An 18,014-nucleotide genomic window follows, 5' to 3' on the forward strand; every position below is an offset into this window, starting at 1 on the left:
GAATTTTTGGCTGGAAAATCCGTCCTGACTTCTGTGGCACATAATACTTGAGTAGTATTTTAAAAATAGGAACTGGATCACTTTTTACGTCAATTGGCGGAAAGATTTATACGTGGTGTGACTCAACCACCGTCAGGTTTTCAAAACCATGGGCAGAGACACAATTTTTGCCTTTGCGCTTGGAGCGATACATCGCTTGGTCGGCATGGGTCATGGTTTGTGACGCTTCTACCAAAACTTCCGCAACCCCAACGCTGATGGTGACTTTGTGCTGCGGCCAGGACGAAATGGCCACGCATACGCGCTGCATCAGCTTGATCGCCTGGTGAATATCGGTGTGCTGAATAATGACGGCAAACTCATCACCGCCAATGCGGGCGATAAAGTCGGTGTCACGCAGCAAGGCTTGTAACTGAGTGGCGACATAGCGAATCACTTCATCGCCCACGGCATGACCGAGCGAATCGTTCACTTCTTTGAAGGAGTCGATATCGATGATGGCGAGGCAGGTTGGCGGTTGGTTCTGGTAGCGCTGTTTAAGACGCGCGTAATATTGCAGTGTGTTTTCAAACTTCTTCTTGTTCCACAGTGAGGTGGCCGGGTCGCGTTCGCTGCGCTCTTTGAGTTCAACAATCGCATTGTAATGCTCGGAAATATCGGTAAACGAGTAGACGTAATAGTGTACTTTGGACAGCTTTCCGGCCAACGCACGCACTTCGGTTTTGCATACCACTTCATGACCTTCTGGATCCTGCAGGCTGTACTGGCCTTTCCATTCGCCTGTTTGCTGCAGATGGCCGAGCATCAGTTTCTGCTTGTGGCCCGAGGGCAACAGATCCAGAATCATCCGGCCTGGCAGCAGATGCATCTCAATCCCGACCATTTCACTAAAGCGGGTGTTGGCGCGCAATATGCGGTGCTCGCGGTTGGTAAACGCAATCGCGACGCCATTCTCCATCACAAACTGGGCGTAGGTCTGATCCATGCGCATGCGGCGATTCGCTTCGAGCATCATTCCCAGCACGCCGGAGATCAACCCGAGCCCGAGCCAGATGACGATACTGTCGGACAGGATCTGCTTATCGCGTACCTTAAAGGTTTGCTGCAGGACTTGTGGTGAGTAGTGGGTTAATAACGTCATGCCGCCGACTGAAGAGAACAGCTGATTATTGAATGGCTGGAAAATGAACAAGCCTTCGTCGGTCATCACGCTGCCGTTAGCTCGTCCGGTCGCCTGAATGGCTTGCCACACCAGCGGGTATTCATTGGGTAGATTGTGCGAGGCGCGCGCCTGAATCAAGTCGCCGAACAATTTGTTCTCATCGCTGCTGACAACAAAGAATCCGTGTTGATCAATAAAGTCGACGTTCAGATCCTGATTATTTTCCGTGATCTGATGGATCACGTTCATCACGTCCAAGTTGGCAATAAAATAGCCCTGACGGCCAGTCAGGGTGTCGATGGGGTAGAGAATGCGAAACCCCGGCTTGTATGGAATCACGGGCAGGCCGTGTTCGTACTCCAGATCGATACCAAAGTATCCTTGTTCACCCGGCGTGAGTTGCTGCGCGTAATTGAAGTAATCGCGCTGGCCCTTATCCTGCAACTGCCCGATAGGCACGATAAACGGATGTGTCATCTGCGGCGTGCTATCGACACGAATCACCTCTTTGCCTGTGTTGTCGAGGTAGCGAAGCTGATAAAACAGACCAGAGTTTAAGGAAGTCAGATACCATTGGCTTTCGAGAAAACCGCGGTACTTGGGATTGTTGGTCAGAGCAAAGTCCACCAACAAGGGAGAATGGCTGAGGCCATAAAAAGTCTTTTCGATTTGATGGTGAAGGCGAGTGGCTTTGGTTTCAACAAACGACAGAAACTGAGAACCCTGCGCTTCCATTCTGCTGAGCAGAAATTGATGCGCTTTGTCCGATAAATGATAATAGTAGGCGATGGGAATCAGTGATAATCCTACCCATAGCACTAAAGCCTGTTTAAGAGTTTTGGCAACTCGTTTCATTGCAACTCACGCTGTCTAAAATCTGGTTTAAAAATAGTTAAGCCTTTGCTTATTTTCCATTGCGAAATCCAGTAAAAACGGGCGTTTCACTCTATCCATTTGATTTCTATTCAGAGAAATTTTCCTCACAGGCAACAATTCGCTACATTTTTGCCTTGCGTCGAGCGCTTGAAGTGCTCAGGGCTTGGCGCTAAGGTTGTAGCCAACTAAGGAGGGACTGTGTTTCCGATACTACTGATTCTATTTATTGCGGTGCCAGTGATCGAAATCGGCTTGTTTATTCAGGTGGGTGGCGTGCTGGGGCTGTGGCCGACGATTGCGCTGGTTCTGATCACTGCGTTTGTTGGCGCGTCTCTGGTGCGCAGCCAGGGATTACACACGCTGATGACGGTGCAACAACGTATGCAGAACGGTGAAATACCGGCGCAACAAATTGTGGAAGGCGTGATGCTGGCCGTTTCGGGTGTGTTGCTGCTGACGCCGGGCTTTATGACCGACGCGATGGGGATGCTGATTCTGTTGCCTGCGCCACGTGCGATGCTGGCCAAATATCTGATGAGCAAAGTGGTGGTGACCAATATGTCATCCGGCTTTCAATCCAGCCAATTTGAGCGCGATTTTCACTCTCGTTCGTCCCAGCAACATGGCCAGACGTTTGACGGTGAGTTTGAACGCAAGCAGGATGACGATCAGGACAAGCTCAATCGCCCTTAAGCTCAGCAGACAAAAAAGCTCTCCAATGGAGAGCTTTTTTATTCGGTCTGTGTCTTGCACTGAGCGCTCACTGCGCGCCTTCAAATCCCATCTGACGCCAGGCTTCAAACGCGATGATCGCCACCGCATTTGACAGGTTCAGGCTGCGCGCCTCGGGCATCATCGGAATTCGGATGCGCTGCGCCATCGGCAGGCTTTCAATCAGGTCAGCGGGCAGCCCTCGGGTTTCCGGGCCAAACAGCAGCACGTCACCTTGCTGAAACTGCGCATCGACATGGTGACCGGTAGTCTTGGTGGTGCAGGCAAAAATGCGGTAATCGCCCCGCGCTTCGAGAAAATCGATGAACGCCTGATAATCTTTGTGGCGGGTTACGCGTGCCAGATCATGATAATCCAGCCCGGCACGGCGCACTTTCTTCTCTTCCAGATCAAAACCCAGCGGCTCAATCAGATGCAGGTTGGCACCACAGTTGGCACACAGACGAATGATGTTACCGGTGTTCGGTGCGATCTCCGGTTCATACAGGGCGATATCAAACATAGCGCGTCAGTTCCTCTCTTGCTGAGCGACGGAGTATATACCCAAGTCGCCGCAAGATGCGAGAGAGCCGCTTAGGCCGAGAGTGCTTTGGCGACCGCGTAGTTTTCGCTCACCGCTTCCCAGTCGACCACGTTCCACCACGCATCAATGTATTCCGGGCGACGGTTCTGATAACTGATGTAATAGGCGTGTTCCCACACATCCAGCGCCAGTATCGGCTCGCCCCGCACGCTGGCGACATCCATGAGCGGGTTATCCTGATTGCTGGTGGAACTGATGTGCAGCGCACCTTCTTTGACCACCAGCCACGCAAAGCCCGAGCCAAAGGTGTTGAGTGCCGCTTGAGCAAACTGCTCTTTGAACGCATCAAAGCTGCCAAAGGTGGCGCGAATCGCTTCACCCAGCTCGCCCTGCGGTTCGCCGCCACCATTGGGCGTCATGCAGTTCCAGTAGAGAATGTGGTTGTAGTAGCCGCCGCCATTGTTACGCAGCGCCGGGGGCAGAGTGGAGATTTGGGCAAACAGCTCCGTGAGCGGGGTGTGTTCGTGTTCAGTGCCTTTGAGGGCGGTGATGAATTTGTCGTAGTAAGTCCGGTGGTGCTTACTGTAATGGACTTCCATGGTTTTCGCGTCGATGTACGGTTCCAGTGCATCGTAGGCGTATGGCAACTCTGGGAAAATATGAGACATAGTTGATCCTCCGTTTGATTTACTTAACGTTACTGATAATCAATCTCATTATCAACTGTGTCTTTTGTAAGGTCTTTCGTTACGCATCCAAAGGCAGGGTGAACTGCACTTTTAAGCCGCCGAGGCGACTGCGGCTGGCGGCAATCTCGCCACTGTGCTGACGAATCGCGCTTTCAGTGATCGCCAGCCCCAAGCCTGTCCCGCCGCTGTGGCGATCACGAGCAGTCGACACGCGGTAGAAGGGGCGGAATATTTCATCCAGTTCACTTTCCGGCACGCCTTCACCGTTATCTTCTACGGTGACGGTGAGCTGCTGCGCGGTGGCGGAAAAATGCACCTCAATCTTATCCTGCCCATAGTGAATGGCGTTACGTACGATGTTTTCCAGCGCGCTCATCAACAGTTTCGGATTGCCGGAAATATTGCGTTCGGGAATCTCGTCCAGAGTCAGGGTTTTGTGCATCTGCTCAGCTTCAAACTGAGCATCACTGAGCAGTTCTTCCCACAGGCTGCTGAGTGGCTGGACTTCTCGACTGAGATGACTGTTGGTCTGCATGCGCGACAGTTCGAGCAATTCACCAATCATCTGCTCAAGACGCTGCGCTTCGGTGTCTATGCGCTCCAGCTCCGTACTGGTGCCTTGTTTACGGGTCGCCAGTGCATTGGCCATGCGCAGCCGGGTCAGCGGCGATCGCAGTTCATGCGAGATGTCGGACAACAGACGCTGCTGGCCGGAAATCATCAGATTGACCGCTTCGACCATCTGGTTGAAGCTGCGGCCAGCCTGACGAAACTCGGTGGTGCCTTTTTCCAGATTCGGGTCGACCACGAACTCACCGCGCGCCACACGTTGAGCGGCCAGCGCCAGCCTTTGCGCCGGTTTACTCAATGCCCAGGCCAGCCACAGCAGCAGCGGTGTGCTGACGACCATGACCGCCAGCAGCAGGTGCAATGGGCGATCAAACAGGCGCAGCAGGAACGGCGGTGGCTCATCCCAGCGCAGGCCGACATACAGCAGCAAATCGCGCTTGGCGAGCACAATCGGCAGTGGGCCGGCAATCATGTAGCGGCCATACAGACGCTGCTGCGGCTTATCCACCGATTCAATGCTGGTGGTAAAGTTTTGCAGCGCTTTGAGTTTGAAATCTGCGTGTTTCTTGGTGGTGAGGATGTTGCCTTCCTGATCGGTGAGGAAAAAGCGCGGGCGCCCTTCGCCCTGCGGGCCACCGTTGCCTTCCAGAATCATCAGAATGCGCGCCAGATTGGTTTCGCTGCCGAAGCGATCTTCAATCGAGTCTTTGTATTCCAGCAGGCGCTGATAACCCTCCGGCGGAATATCGCGTGATTTGCGCGGATCGAGATGGGGCAGTGACAGCACCGCCACAACCACCAACATCATGGTAAACCAGAAGATGGCAAAGATGCGGCCGTACAGGCTGTTGATCTTAGGCAGACGCATCAATCCTCCACAATCATCAGGTAGCCGCGACCGCGCAGGGTTTTGATGCGCGCTTTCCCGTCGCTGCGTTCCGGCAATTTTTTACGCAGGTTGGAAACGTGCATGTCGATGGCGCGGTCAAACGCTGCCAGTCGCTTGCCAAGCACATCCAGACTCAGCGCTTCTTTCGTCAGCGTTTCGCCCGGGTTCTGGACAAAATGGGTCAGCAGAGCAAATTCCGTGGTGGTGAGATCGAGCAGTTCCCCCTGACAATATGCTTCTTGCCTGCCGGGATAGAGTTGCAGGTCCTGGCATTCAATCACATCCGTCGGCTTGCTTTGGGTGTGATTGCCAGTGCGGCGTAAAATGGCGCGAATGCGTGCCAGCAACTCGCGGTCACTGAACGGCTTAGGCAGGTAGTCGTCAGCGCCGAGTTCCAGGCCAATCACGCGGTCGATCTCTTCGCCTTTCGCAGTCAACATCAGCACGGGTGTCTGCCATTTCTCACGCAACTTTTTCAGCGTTTCCATACCGTTGAGCTTGGGCATCATCACATCAAGCAGAATCAGATCGATGCGTTCACTCACCGCCAGCAAACCCGCTTCGCCGTCGTTGGCTTCGGAGACTTCAAAGCCTTCGTAGCTCAGCACCTCTTTGAGCAAACTGGTGAGTTCGGTGTCGTCATCAATAAGAAGAATGTGCGCCATAACTGCCTCTTAAAACATTGGGGTTAACTCTAGTTTACTGTGAAATTTTGTTCTGAATCAGAGCTAATTTCACTCTTTACGAATCTTTACGCTGCCTAAACGTCACTTTACTTAGCAGGACGTATTCTACACTCAAGCGCTGCGAGGGCAGCCCGTAAGTAAGAGTTCAACGATTGAGGATATGATTATGAAAACGGCTAAAAAATTGATGCTTGCAGCTGTCGTTCTACCGATTGTGCTGGGTTCAGCGAGTGCACTGGCTGCCGGTGGTAAAAATAAAGGTCCGGATGGCGAAATGTGCGGCCCGGATGGTGAACGCGGTATCTTCAAACAGCTTAACCTGACCGCAGAACAACATGCGAAACTGCGTCAGATGCGTGAAGAAGGGCGTGAGCAGATGCAGCAAAAACGTCAGGCTGGTCCTTCAGAACAGATGAAAGCGATGCGTGATAAAGAACGTGCGCTGATGCTGGCACCCAACTTCGACAAAGCTCAGGCCACCGAACTGGCCAAACAGATGGTAGATATGCAGGTGGAACGCCGTGTACAGATGATGGAAAAACGTCATCAGATGCTGAGCGTATTGACCCCTGAACAAAAAACACAGTTCCAGAATCTGCAACAGGAACGCATGGCGAAATGTTGGGAAAACGGCCCACGTGAAGGTCATCATGGTGGCAAAGGATCAAAAGGTCAGAACATGATGCCGCCAGCGCCACCAGCAGGTGAATAATTCCGACTCTCATTCAAGGCAGCTTAGGCTGCCTTTTTTGCGTTTTGTTACCGGATGTTCGATGAGATTTAACGCACATTAAACAGGCTTTTGCGTATAATTACGCCATTGATTTGCTTGGATATCATACTATGAAACAGGAATACGCCAGACTGGTCACCCTCGCGGCATGGACGGCAACCACGGTTGCGACGTTGCTGCTTATCATCAAAATTGCTGCCTGGTGGGTGACCGGCTCAGTCAGCTTGCTGGCGTCTCTTATCGACTCGCTGCTCGACATCGCCGCGTCGGTAGTCAACTTGATTGTGGTGCGCTATTCGCTCCAACCGGCAGACCGGGAGCACACCTTTGGCCATGGAAAGGCGGAGTCGCTGGCCGCTCTTGCGCAGGCGATGTTTATTTCGGGCTCGGCCTGTTTCTTGATTCTGAACGGTATTGACCGCTTCTTCCGCCCGCATGAACTGCAGTCGCCGGAATACGGCATTTACGTCAGCGGATTTGCCATGGTGGTGACGCTGGCGCTGGTGATGTTCCAGCGTCAGGTGGTGAAGAAAACCGGCAGTCAGGCGATTGCGGCAGACTCACTGCATTATCAGTCAGATCTGTTCATGAACGCGGCGATCATGGTGGCGTTAGGTCTGAGTTGGTTTGGTATAACACAGGCGGACGCGGTGTTTGCGGTCGGGATTGGCATCTATATTCTTTACAGCGCGTATCGCATGGCACACAGCGCAGTACAAACGCTACTGGATCGCAAACTGCCGGACGACGAACTGATGCAGATCCGTACCTTGTCACTGTCGGTGGAAGGGGTTATGGGCGTGCATCAACTGCGCACCCGGATGTCGGGGCCTGTAAGATTCATCCAGTTACATTTGGAACTCGATGACAAGATCCCGTTAATTGAAGCACATCGCATCTCAGACATGGTGGAAGCCAAACTGCGCAAAAATTTCCCGGGTGCCGATGTTTTAATCCATCAGGATCCGTATTCTGTGGTCTTCGGACCGGAGAGAAAGCAAAAATTCCAAGGGTGGTAAGGAAAAAGCCCGCAACGTTGGCTATCTTTTCTCCAATCGACTAAAAAACATGATCCTGATGTGAATCAACAACGATGATGGTTAAAACTGTAATACTCTTACATAAGTAGAAAACTTACAGAATTTCGTGCAAATAACAGTAGTATTCCTAATTAGGAAATGTAACATAACGCACAGATAATGAATGCTTTTGCCGTCTGAATGTCGTTAGCAGGCGGCCCAAAAAATTATATTAAGTTCCCAAAAATCGAGGGTGAGCATGATTAAGAAGATCGGTATTTTGACAAGTGGCGGTGACGCCCCAGGCATGAATGCTGCAATTCGCGGCGTGGTTCGTACAGCCTTGGGCGCAGGTCTTGAAGTATTCGGTATTTACGATGGCTATCAGGGCCTGTATGAAGGCCGCATCAAGCAGCTGGATCGTTCAAGCGTGTCTGACGTAATTAACCGTGGTGGTACCTTCCTGGGTTCTGCGCGTTTCCCGCAGTTCCGTGAAGAATCTGTTCGTGAAAAAGCGATCGAAAACCTGAAAACACACGGTATTGATGCACTGGTTGTGATCGGTGGTGACGGTTCGTACATGGGTGCGAAGAAGCTGACTGAAATGGGTTACCCATGTATCGGTCTGCCAGGCACGATCGACAACGACATCGCAGGTACGGATTACACCATCGGCTACCTGACTGCACTGAACACGGTTATCGAGTCTATCGACCGTCTGCGTGACACGTCTTCTTCTCACCAGCGTATTTCTATCGTAGAAATCATGGGCCGTCACTGTGGTGACCTGACTCTGATGTCTGCGATCGCAGGTGGTTGTGAATACATCATCACGCCAGAAACTGGCCTGGATATGGATCAACTGATCTCTAACATTCAGGACGGCATCAAGAAAGGCAAGAAACACGCGATTATCGCGCTGACAGAGCTGATGATGGACGCGAACCAGCTGGCAAAAGAGATTGAAAAGGCAACGGGTCGTGAGACTCGCGCAACGATTCTTGGCCACATTCAGCGTGGTGGTAAACCAACGGCGTTTGACCGCGTTCTGGCTTCTCGTATGGGTAACTACGCGGTTCACCTGTTACTGGAAGGTCACGGCGGCCGTTGTGTTGGTATTCAGAAAGAACAACTGGTTCACCACGACATCATCGATGCGATTGAAAACATGAAGCGTCCAGTACGCAAAGATCTGTTCCAGGTGGCTGAAGAGCTGTTCTAAGCACAGCTAACCTGAACTCAGTTCGTAAAAAAGACCGCCTTGGCGGTCTTTTTTGTTTTTGGTTGTTAGAGAATAATTTCGCGCACTTCCGGATCTTTACGCTCCAGGTAGTGAATCGATTTGATGCGGCGAATAGTGCGGCAGCGACCGCGGATCAGCAGGGTTTCGGTGGTGGCAATGTTGCCTTGGCGGGTAATGCCTTCCAGCAGATCGCCTTTGGTGATGCCAGTCGCGGCGAAGATGACATTATCGCTGCGCGCCATGTCTTCCAGTTTCAGAACGACTTCGGCTTTAACGCCCATCTGCTCACAACGCTCGAGCTCACGAGCCCCCCAGATGCGGTTATCTTCGGTTTCGCCTTTGACTTTATGGCGCGGCAGCAGACGACCATTCATGTCGCCGTCCAGCGCGCGAATCACGGCCGCAGAGACAACCCCTTCCGGCGCGCCGCCCACACAGTACATCACATCGACTTCGCTGTCTGGCATACAGGTCAGGATAGAAGCCGCCACGTCACCATCCGGCACCGCAAACACGCGTACGCCAAGTTTTTGCATCTGGGCAATCTCGTTATCATGTCGCGGTTTGGCCAGCGTAATCACAGTCAGGTTACTCAGTGGTTTACCCAGCGCCGCAGCGATGTTTTCCAGGTTTTCCTGCAAAGGTTTGTGCAGGTCGATGCAACCTTTCGCACCCGGACCCACGACCAGTTTTTCCATGTACATGTCCGGCGCTTTGAGGAAGCTGCCTTTTTCGCCCGCCGCCAGTACGGCCAGCGCGTTGGACTGGCCCATCGCCGTCATGCGTGTGCCTTCAATCGGGTCCACCGCGATATCGACTTCATCGCCACCGATGCCCACTTGTTCACCGATGTACAGCATTGGCGCTTCGTCAATTTCGCCTTCGCCGATGACGATCTCACCCTTGATTTCGGTTTTATTTAATAAGGTGCGCATCACTTCAACTGCAGCGCCGTCTGCGGCATTTTTATCGCCGCGGCCAAGCCATTTATATCCTGCCAATGCAGCGCCTTCCGTGACGCGTGAAAATGCCATTGCCAAATCGCGTTTCATGCTTACTCCAAACCAAGGATCAGTAATAGGGACAATTTGCGGCGGATCTTAGCATATTCGAAAGGAAACGTTTGCTTTTTGACACCCACGAGACTTGCACTCGATCAAAACTCGCTACGATAGCCTCTGTTTTCAGGCATAGTTTCCCCCTTCACGCATGCAAAGTAAGCGTCAGGTCAATTTGCGCCGTTTTTTTAACCGAATAGCGCAAAATATCGAATATAGTGAGTGTTTCTCTGCGCTTGGCTGAGTAGAATGGGGAAATTAAGTGAAGTGAGTTCACCGCAACCGAATCAAAAAAGGGTAAGTACCATGTCTTTTGAAGTACTAGAACAACTAGAAGCAAAAATCCAAACCGCGGTTGATACAATCGCGTTGCTGCAAATGGAAGTTGAAGAGCTAAAAGAAGAAAAAGTGAAGCTGACTGAAGAAGCAAACGAGCTGAAAGCCAGCCGTGAAGCTCTGGAGCAGCGCGCGCAGCAAATTCAACAAGAACACACGGCATGGCAAGAGCGTATTCGCAATCTGCTGGGTAAAATGGACGACGTGGAATAATCCACCGATTGCCACGATATCGAATCTATAAAAAAACGCCGACGGTTGTCGGCGTTTTTTTGTTTCTCACATTCGCTTACAGGCTTGGACGAACGCCCAGCGTGTGGCATAGCGCGTAAGTCATTTCGGCACGGTTAAGTGTGTAGAAGTGGAAATCTTTCACGCCTTCACGCGACAGGATGCGCACCATGTCAATTGCTTGGCTGGCGCCCACGAGCTGACGGGTCACAGGATCGTCGTCAAGCCCATCAAATTGTTTCGCCATCCAGCTCGGCACCTTAACGTTGTTCTGCGCAGCAAAACGCGATGCCTGCTTAAAGTTCGAGACGGGCAGAATGCCCGGTACGATTTCAACATCGATGCCGGCGGTCACACAGCGGTCACGAAAACGCAGGTAGCTTTCCACATCAAAGAAAAACTGCGTAATGGCGCGGTTTGCACCTGCCTCGACTTTACGTTTCAGATTGAGCAGATCGGCTTGCGCGCTTTTCGCTTCCGGATGAACTTCCGGGAAGGCTGCCACTGAGATATCGAAGTCATGACGTGATTTCAGCAAAGTCACCAAGTCCGATGCGTACATGTCAGGTTTGCCGCCACCCGGAGGAATGTCACCGCGCAGTGCGACGATGTTCTGAATACCGTTGTTCCAGTAATCGTCAGCAATCTGAATCAGTTCTTCGCGGCTGGCATCAATACAGGTCAGGTGCGGCGCTGCAATCAGGCCAGTCTGATCTTTAATGGCTTTGATGATCGAGTGGGTACGGTCACGTTCGCCGGAGTTGGCGCCGTAAGTCACAGAGACGAATTTTGGTTTCAGCGTTTTCAGGCGGTGTACAGAGTTCCACAAGGTCTCTTCCATTTGTGGCGTGCTCGGCGGGAAAAATTCAAACGATACATTGATGTCTGAAAGATCAGCAATATTCTGGTTTAAAGCGTCAATATGACTGGCGTGCGTGTAACCCATTTTTCCTCTCCCTGTGGCAACGTGCCACAACGCGAACACTTCTTAAAAATTGACGTTTAGACGTCTATATGGCTACAGAATGTCTTGAATGCATTTTAATGTCAACCTTGCCAATATGAATATTTTTCATGTTGATCGTGAGGTTAATTCAACAACGTTCTCAGCACGTTAGTCGCATTTTCTGCCTGTAACCTTCAAGTTCGACGAATGTGCTGATATAAAAATTAATAGTAGAACAAACAACAAAAAGCTCGCCAATTTGGCGAGCTTTATCATGCTTACAACAGGCCTGCGAGCAGGTTGAGATCCGACTGAATCGCGCCTGCCGTGACTTCACGTCCGGCTCCCGGGCCGCGAATCACCAGCGGATTATCGCGGTACCATTTGCTCTCGATGGCAAAGATGTTGTCACACGGCAGCAGATTCGCCAGCGCGTGTTCTTTATCGAGTGCTTCCACGCCAACGGTGGCTTTGCCATTTTTTTCGAGGCGCGCCACATAACGCAGCACTTTATCCTGACGCTGTGCTTTCGCCAGACGTTCGGCCAGGCGCTCATTGAGCAACTGGCTTTTATCGAGGAAATCATCCAGTGACAGATCGCGCAGTTCTTCCGGCACTAGGGATTCAACGCGTACGTTTTGAGGTTCGATTTCCAGCCCCGATTCACGCGCCAGAATCACCAGCTTACGCATTACGTCAGAGCCATCGAGATCGCAGCGTGGGTCCGGTTCGGTCAGGCCTTGTTGCCAGGCGAGATCGACCAGTTCACTGAACGGCACCTGGCCATCGTATTGCTGGAACAGCCACGACAGCGTGCCAGAGAATATACCCGACAACGCGGTAATTTCATCGCCGCTTTCACGCAGATCGCGCACGGTATGATTGATGGGTAAGCCGGCACCAACGGTCGCGTTGTACAACCAATGGCGACTGATTTTGGCAAATGCGTCTTTCACTTGCTGGTAGTAATCACCCGCGGCCGACCCCGCCACTTTGTTGGCCGAAATCAGATGCATGCCGTGTTCGGCGATATCGAGATAACGGCTCGCCAGTTCCTGACTCGCGGTGACATCCAGCACCACCACTTCGTCAAAGCCCTGAATATTCCCCAGTTGCGTCAACCAAGTTTGTCCATCGTTTGGTACGGCTTCGTCGTTATAGTGAGCAAACACTTTTGCTGCATCGATACCTTGTGGTTTGAAGCAGTAAGTCTGGCTGTCAATCACCGCCACCAGTTCGAAGTTCATGCCATGACGCTTTTCCAGCTCTTCTTTCTGCTCAGCAAACAGCTTCAGCCAGCTGGAGCCGATGTTGCCTTTCCCGCACAGAGCCAGCGCGACCCGTTTTTGTGCCTGGAACAGTTGCGTGTGCAGGCCGGTGACCAGTGGTTCGACAGCCGTCTGGCGCAGCACGGCGACCAGGCTCAGACCGGATTCCGCTTCGCACACAAATTCAACCGGCGCGGTTTTGAGCTGTTGGAAGAACCCATAGCTGTGCTGCGCGTTTTTGGTGACACCTGCACCGACCGCGCCCACCATGGAATAACCTTCTTTGAGTTTGATTTCCGCCTCAATACCTAAATCTTGCAGGAAGGCCAGCGAACCAGAGGCAATTTCTGCGGTATAGGCCAGACGCAGGTATTGTTGGTCGGCCTGAACTTCATATGCCAGCGGTTCCAACTGCGCCCGTTGGAGTTTTTCCAGCACGTCTTGCTGAGCGCGCTGGAAGTTGTGACCATGCACAAACGCCAGTTCAATCAGCAGAACTTCTTCCAGCGATGTGATGATTTTTGCGCCGCGGCCCGAAGCCAGCACGCGCTCGATGCGGGTGGATCCGGATTCTGGTTGATAACTGCAACGCAGGCTGAGATCCATCGCGCTTTGTGCCACTGGCTGTAAAGTACGGCTGTGCAGTACCGGTGCGGCCAAGCGAGCCAGTTCGTTGGCTTCATCCAAACGCAGCAGTGGCAGCAGGCAGGCATCGGTGACCAGACGTGGGTCGGCGCTGTACACGCCTGCGACATCACTCCAGATGGTGACGCGATCCACTTCGGCCAGCGCGCCAATTACGGTCGCGGAATAGTCAGAACCGTTACGGCCGAGCAACACGGTTTCGCCTGCTTCGTTCTGCGCCATAAAACCGGTGATGATGACGCGATGATGGGCATGTTGTGCCAGTACTTCCTTGATCAGCGGATAAGAGCGCGCGCGATCGACTTCCGGTTGCGTGCCGCTCTCGGCGCGCAGGAAAGCGCGAGCGTCCTGAGCGACCGCTGGCAGTTTGAGCTGGTTGAGCAGCGCTGCCAACAGGCGTGATGACCACACTTCGCCGTGACCGAGCACCGCCGCTTGTTGCGCTTTGTTCAGCGGAGCGGCAAGCTCGCCCAGGGCGACAAATTCGTTGTTGAGTTGGGTGAGCAGCTGATCGGCAGTGTCGCCGTCCAGCAAACCTTCAATCAGTTCGCTTTGATATAGACGCAGGGATTGCAGCGCTTCGTGCGCAATACGGCCGTCTTTATTCAGAGCATCGAGAAAGGCAATCAGGCGGTTGGTTGTTTTACCCGCCGCGGAGACCACCACGAGATCGTCGGCCTGTGAATATTCCTGCAGAATATGGGCGACGCGTTGATAACATTCCGGGTCTGCGAGACTGCTACCACCAAATTTATGCAGCTGACGCGAAATTGTCATTAAAAGGCCTCCTTGGCTTTATTAAACGCCTGATCCAGATCGGCAATCAGGTCGGAAGCATCTTCCAGACCGACTGACAAACGCAGCAGTTGCTGTGAGACGCCCGCTTCCGCCAGAGCTTCTTCGCCCATCGCGCGGTGAGTCATTGAGGCGGGGTGACATACCAGACTCTCTACACCACCGAGTGATTCTGCCAGCGAGAACAGTTCCAGTTCGCCGACGAAGTATTTCAGTTGCTCAAACGAACCGCCAAACTCAAAACTCAGCATTGAACCAAAACCGACCTGCTGTTTTTTCGCAATCTCGTGACCAGGATGGTTTGGCAGGCTAGGGTGATAAATCACTTTTACCAATGACTGGCTTTGCAGATAGTTAAGGATTTGCTGTGAGCTTTCTTCATGCACGCGCATACGTGCGCCGAGCGTGCGCAAGCCACGCAGCGTCATGTAGCTGTCAAACGGCGTACCCGTCGCGCCGATGCAGTTACCCCACCATTTCAGCTCTTCGGCATGCTGGGCATCTTTACTGATGATCACGCCGCCAATCACGTCCGAGTGACCGTTCAGGTATTTGGTGGTGGAGTGCACCACAAAGTCAGCGCCGAGCGTCAGAGGCTTTTGGTACACCGGTGTCAAAAAGGTATTGTCGACCGCTACCAAGGCGCCGACGGCTTTGGCTTGCTGGCAGATTTTTTCGATGTCGACCACACGCACCAATGGGTTGGACGGGGTTTCCAATAGCACCAGTTTCGGGTTTTGGGCCATCGCCGCCGCCAGAGCCTGCTCGTCGGACTGATCGACAAACAGCACTTTGAAGTCGCCTTTCTTCGCGCGGGTGTTAAACAAACGGTAAGTGCCGCCATAACAGTCGTGCGGCGCAATGATTAAATCTTGTGGAGAAAGAAACGCGCTGACCCAAAGATTGAGCGCCGAAGTGCCGCAGTTGGTGACCACCGCATCGGCACCGCATTCGAGTTCAGACAGTGCCTGTTCCAGCAAACCGCGGTTCGGGTTACCAGAGCGGGTGTAATCGTATTTTGGCACTTCACCAAACGCAGGAAAGCCATAGTTGGTCGAGAGATAAATGGGTGGAACAACAGCGTGGTATTGAGTGTCAGATTCAATACCCGTGCGGACCGCAACGGTCGCTGGCTTGCGATTGGTCATGAGCGTTTCCTTTCCTGATTGACGGTGTTTTGGCTTCCAAGTCGGCAGTGAACCTTAATATTTCTGTTCACCCCGCTGAATAACATCACACTTTACTGACCAAAAAAGAAGACGTCAACACTTCTAGACGTCTATATGTCTTTGCTTATGGCAGTAAATCCCGCTAAAATTGGGGACTTTGAAAATATTCAACTCGAATCCAACAACGAAGGTGCGCAATGGCAGACTGGAATGGCGAATATATTAGCCCATACGCGGAGCATGGGAAAAAGAGCGAGCAGGTGAAAAAAATCACCGTATCGATTCCGCTTAAGGTGCTGAAAGTGCTGACGGATGAACGTACTCGCCGCCAAATCAATAACCTGCGTCATGCAACGAACAGTGAACTGTTGTGTGAAGCGTTTCTGCATGCCTACACAGGCCAGCCGCTGCCAACGGATGAAGATCTGCGTAAAGACCGCCCGGATGACATTCCGGCGGAAGTGAAAGAACTGATGACCGCAATGGGCATTGAGTTCGAAGCGTACGACGACTGATCCCACGGACCGACACGCATTAAAAAACCCTGGCATTAGCCAGGGTTTTTTTGTCTTCACTTGAAGCAAAGTGTGCTTAGGCTTCCATGTAGCCTTGTGGCATTTCGATGCGAGCAACGCCCGAATCCACGGCAGCCTGAGCCACCGCTTTTGCTACGCGTGGTAGCAGGCGAGGGTCCATTGGTTTTGGAATGATGTAGTCGTTGCCGTAAGACAATTTGTCGACACCCGCGGCTTTCAGCACTTCTGCTGGCACTTCTTCTTTGGCTAGCTGACGAATCGCGTCGACCGCAGCCAGTTTCATCTCATCGTTGATTTCGCTGGCGCGGACATCCAGAGCACCACGGAAGATGAATGGGAAACACAGCACGTTGTTCACCTGATTCGGGTAGTCGCTGCGGCCGGTACCCATAATCAGATCGCTGCGCACTTGGTAAGCCAGTTCTGGTTTGATTTCTGGATCTGGGTTGGAACACGCAAACACCACCGGTTTGTCGGCCATCAGCTTCAGTGCGTCGGCTGGCAACAGGTTCGGACCCGAAACGCCCAGGAACAGGTCAGCGCCGGCGATCACATCTTCCAGCGTACGTTTGTCGGTGTTGTTCGCGAACAGTTGTTTGTATTCGTTCAGGTCGTCACGACGGGTGTGAATCACACCTTTGCGATCCAGCATGTAGATCTTTTCGCGCATTGCGCCACATTTGATCAGCAGTTCCATACAGGCGACGGCAGCGGCGCCGGCACCCAGACAGACGATGATGCACTCTTCCAGCTTTTTACCTTGCAGCTCAATCGCGTTCAGCATGCCGGCAGCGGTGACGATCGCGGTACCGTGCTGGTCATCATGGAACACGGGTACGTCACAACGTTCAATCAGGCGGCGTTCGATTTCAAAACAGTCCGGAGCTTTGATGTCTTCCAGGTTGATGCCACCAAAGGTGTCGGCAATGTTCGCGACGGTATCGACGAACTCGTCGATGGTGCGGTGTTTGACTTCAATGTCGATAGAATCTAGGCCCGCAAAACGTTTGAACAGCAGGGCTTTACCTTCCATGACCGGTTTGGATGCCATCGGGCCCAGGTTACCCAGACCGAGAATCGCCGTTCCGTTGGAGATAACTGCAACGGTATTTCCCTTTGCAGTGTACTTGTATACGTTGTCGACATTTTGTGCGATTTCACGCACCGGTTCCGCCACGCCCGGGCTGTAAGCCAGAGCAAGGTCAGCAGCAGAATCTGCTGGTTTCGTTAGAGAAACAGCGATTTTTCCTGGAATAGGTAGGGCATGGTAATCCAGTGCGCGTTGGCGGAAAGTTTCTTCCGGAGTCAGTTGTTGGCGATTGTCATCGGACATAGGGGGAGGTTCTCTTATTGTTTTGGAAAAGGAGAATTATTCTAATTGATGTCTGTCAAGCTGCCTAGGCAGGATTGCGAGTCAATCGTACAAAACTTGACTGATTTAATCTGATAAGACCAGCTGTTTTGTGATCGCAGTGAGGAGAAATTGCAGGCATGAAAAAAGGACGCCGGAGCGTCCTTTTCTGAATCTTCGCGTGAAGCAGTAATTACTTCTTGCTTGATAGTGCGCCGAAACGCTTGTTGAAGCGATCAACACGGCCGCCAGTGTCAACAACACGTTGTTTACCAGTGTAGAATGGGTGGCACTTGTCACATACGTCCAGGTGCAGAGAGTCTTTACCTAGAGTAGAGTTGAAAACGAAAGAGTTGCCGCAAGAGCAAGTCGCGTTTACTGCTTTGTATTCTGGGTGGATACCAGCTTTCATGGGATAACCTCAATTTAGGCCGTGTCGCTATCCGAATCAACGTCGGACACCACACGTAATGTTAATGATACTGTTCGATACTCAGCCTTGTTGACCAAGCATCTTCAAGGCGCGATATATTAATGAATCCCCCGCTTCGGATCAA

The 18,014-nt window shown here is 52.3% G+C and carries 17 protein-coding genes; 6 read left to right on the forward strand and 11 right to left on the reverse strand.

Annotated elements, in window-relative coordinates; genetic code table 11:
• Positions 1-106: 106 nt before the first annotated feature.
• A complete protein-coding gene (locus tag JIG40_RS10940) occupies positions 107-2,017 on the reverse strand; it encodes a GGDEF domain-containing protein (protein WP_199465343.1) in 1,911 nt (636 codons plus the stop codon).
• A gap of 219 nt (positions 2,018-2,236) precedes the next feature.
• Here JIG40_RS10940 and JIG40_RS10945 point away from each other — a divergent pair, with 219 nt between their 5' ends.
• Positions 2,237-2,731 carry an FxsA family protein gene (locus JIG40_RS10945; RefSeq protein WP_199465344.1) on the forward strand — a complete coding sequence of 165 codons (495 nt, stop codon included), beginning with the start codon at positions 2,237-2,239 and terminating at the stop codon, positions 2,729-2,731.
• Between the two features lie 67 nt (positions 2,732-2,798).
• Here JIG40_RS10945 and trmL read toward each other — a convergent pair whose 3' ends face one another.
• The 4 genes from trmL to JIG40_RS10965 all read right to left on the reverse strand — a co-directional run bounded on the left by trmL (position 2,799) and on the right by JIG40_RS10965 (position 6,106).
• Positions 2,799-3,272: a tRNA (uridine(34)/cytosine(34)/5-carboxymethylaminomethyluridine(34)-2'-O)-methyltransferase TrmL gene (gene trmL, locus JIG40_RS10950; RefSeq protein ID WP_024374773.1), complete on the reverse strand. Its 474-nt coding sequence runs from the start codon at positions 3,270-3,272 to the stop codon at positions 2,799-2,801.
• 71 nt (positions 3,273-3,343) lie between these two features.
• Positions 3,344-3,961, reverse strand: coding sequence for a superoxide dismutase (locus JIG40_RS10955; RefSeq protein WP_143682669.1), 618 nt, complete (start codon positions 3,959-3,961; stop codon positions 3,344-3,346).
• Positions 3,962-4,040: 79 nt separating this feature from the next.
• Positions 4,041-5,420, reverse strand: coding sequence for an envelope stress sensor histidine kinase CpxA (gene cpxA, locus JIG40_RS10960; protein ID WP_020429341.1), 1,380 nt, complete (start codon positions 5,418-5,420; stop codon positions 4,041-4,043).
• The gene (locus JIG40_RS10965; protein ID WP_020329382.1) at positions 5,420-6,106 is read right to left on the reverse strand and encodes a response regulator; all 687 of its coding nucleotides are present in this window, start codon (positions 6,104-6,106) and stop codon (positions 5,420-5,422) included. Before JIG40_RS10965 ends, cpxA begins: the two co-directional genes overlap by 1 nt.
• A gap of 187 nt (positions 6,107-6,293) precedes the next feature.
• Between JIG40_RS10965 and JIG40_RS10970 the strand changes: the two genes are divergently transcribed.
• The 3 genes from JIG40_RS10970 (at position 6,294) to pfkA (ending at position 9,101) form a co-directional block, all read left to right on the forward strand.
• Complete coding sequence (locus JIG40_RS10970) at positions 6,294-6,839, forward strand: CpxP family protein (protein ID WP_020329383.1); 546 nt, start codon at positions 6,294-6,296, stop codon at positions 6,837-6,839.
• A 131-nt stretch (positions 6,840-6,970) separates the two neighbouring features.
• Positions 6,971-7,879 carry a CDF family cation-efflux transporter FieF gene (gene fieF, locus JIG40_RS10975; RefSeq protein ID WP_158125480.1) on the forward strand — a complete coding sequence of 303 codons (909 nt, stop codon included), beginning with the start codon at positions 6,971-6,973 and terminating at the stop codon, positions 7,877-7,879.
• Positions 7,880-8,138: 259 nt separating this feature from the next.
• On the forward strand, positions 8,139-9,101 hold the full coding sequence (gene pfkA, locus JIG40_RS10980) for a 6-phosphofructokinase (RefSeq protein ID WP_020329385.1): 963 nt from the start codon (positions 8,139-8,141) through the stop codon (positions 9,099-9,101).
• Between the two features lie 65 nt (positions 9,102-9,166).
• On the opposite strand, the gene glpX is transcribed toward pfkA, so the two are convergent.
• On the reverse strand, positions 9,167-10,174 hold the full coding sequence (gene glpX, locus JIG40_RS10985) for a class II fructose-bisphosphatase (RefSeq protein WP_024374838.1): 1,008 nt from the start codon (positions 10,172-10,174) through the stop codon (positions 9,167-9,169).
• 312 nt (positions 10,175-10,486) lie between these two features.
• On the opposite strand from glpX, the gene zapB reads away from it, so the two are divergent.
• Complete coding sequence (gene zapB / locus JIG40_RS10990) at positions 10,487-10,729, forward strand: cell division protein ZapB (RefSeq protein ID WP_020329387.1); 243 nt, start codon at positions 10,487-10,489, stop codon at positions 10,727-10,729.
• 76 nt (positions 10,730-10,805) lie between these two features.
• Here the strand turns inward: zapB and metF are convergent, their stop codons facing one another.
• The 3 genes from metF to JIG40_RS11005 form a co-directional block, all read right to left on the reverse strand.
• Positions 10,806-11,693, reverse strand: coding sequence for a methylenetetrahydrofolate reductase (metF, locus tag JIG40_RS10995; RefSeq protein WP_020329389.1), 888 nt, complete (start codon positions 11,691-11,693; stop codon positions 10,806-10,808).
• Positions 11,694-11,971: 278 nt separating this feature from the next.
• Positions 11,972-14,383: a bifunctional aspartate kinase/homoserine dehydrogenase II gene (locus JIG40_RS11000; RefSeq protein WP_020329391.1), complete on the reverse strand. Its 2,412-nt coding sequence runs from the start codon at positions 14,381-14,383 to the stop codon at positions 11,972-11,974.
• Complete coding sequence (locus JIG40_RS11005; RefSeq protein WP_020329392.1) at positions 14,383-15,549, reverse strand: O-succinylhomoserine (thiol)-lyase; 1,167 nt, start codon at positions 15,547-15,549, stop codon at positions 14,383-14,385. The genes JIG40_RS11000 and JIG40_RS11005 overlap by 1 nt, the downstream gene beginning before the upstream one ends.
• Before the next feature lie 218 nt (positions 15,550-15,767).
• On the opposite strand from JIG40_RS11005, the gene metJ reads away from it, so the two are divergent.
• Positions 15,768-16,085 (forward strand): met regulon transcriptional regulator MetJ, encoded by a 318-nt coding sequence (gene metJ, locus JIG40_RS11010; RefSeq protein ID WP_020329393.1) that lies wholly within the window; start codon positions 15,768-15,770, stop codon positions 16,083-16,085.
• A 76-nt stretch (positions 16,086-16,161) separates the two neighbouring features.
• On the opposite strand, the gene JIG40_RS11015 is transcribed toward metJ, so the two are convergent.
• Together JIG40_RS11015 and rpmE are read right to left on the reverse strand one after the other, a co-directional pair.
• On the reverse strand, positions 16,162-17,439 hold the full coding sequence (locus JIG40_RS11015; RefSeq protein WP_024373675.1) for a malic enzyme-like NAD(P)-binding protein: 1,278 nt from the start codon (positions 17,437-17,439) through the stop codon (positions 16,162-16,164).
• Positions 17,440-17,650: 211 nt separating this feature from the next.
• Positions 17,651-17,869 (reverse strand): 50S ribosomal protein L31, encoded by a 219-nt coding sequence (gene rpmE, locus JIG40_RS11020; protein WP_020329395.1) that lies wholly within the window; start codon positions 17,867-17,869, stop codon positions 17,651-17,653.
• Positions 17,870-18,014: the final 145 nt, after the last annotated feature.

The sequence above is a fragment of the Vibrio sp. bablab_jr001 genome (assembly GCF_016464285.1).
GTDB classification, from domain to species: Bacteria; Pseudomonadota; Gammaproteobacteria; order Enterobacterales; family Vibrionaceae; genus Vibrio; species Vibrio fluvialis.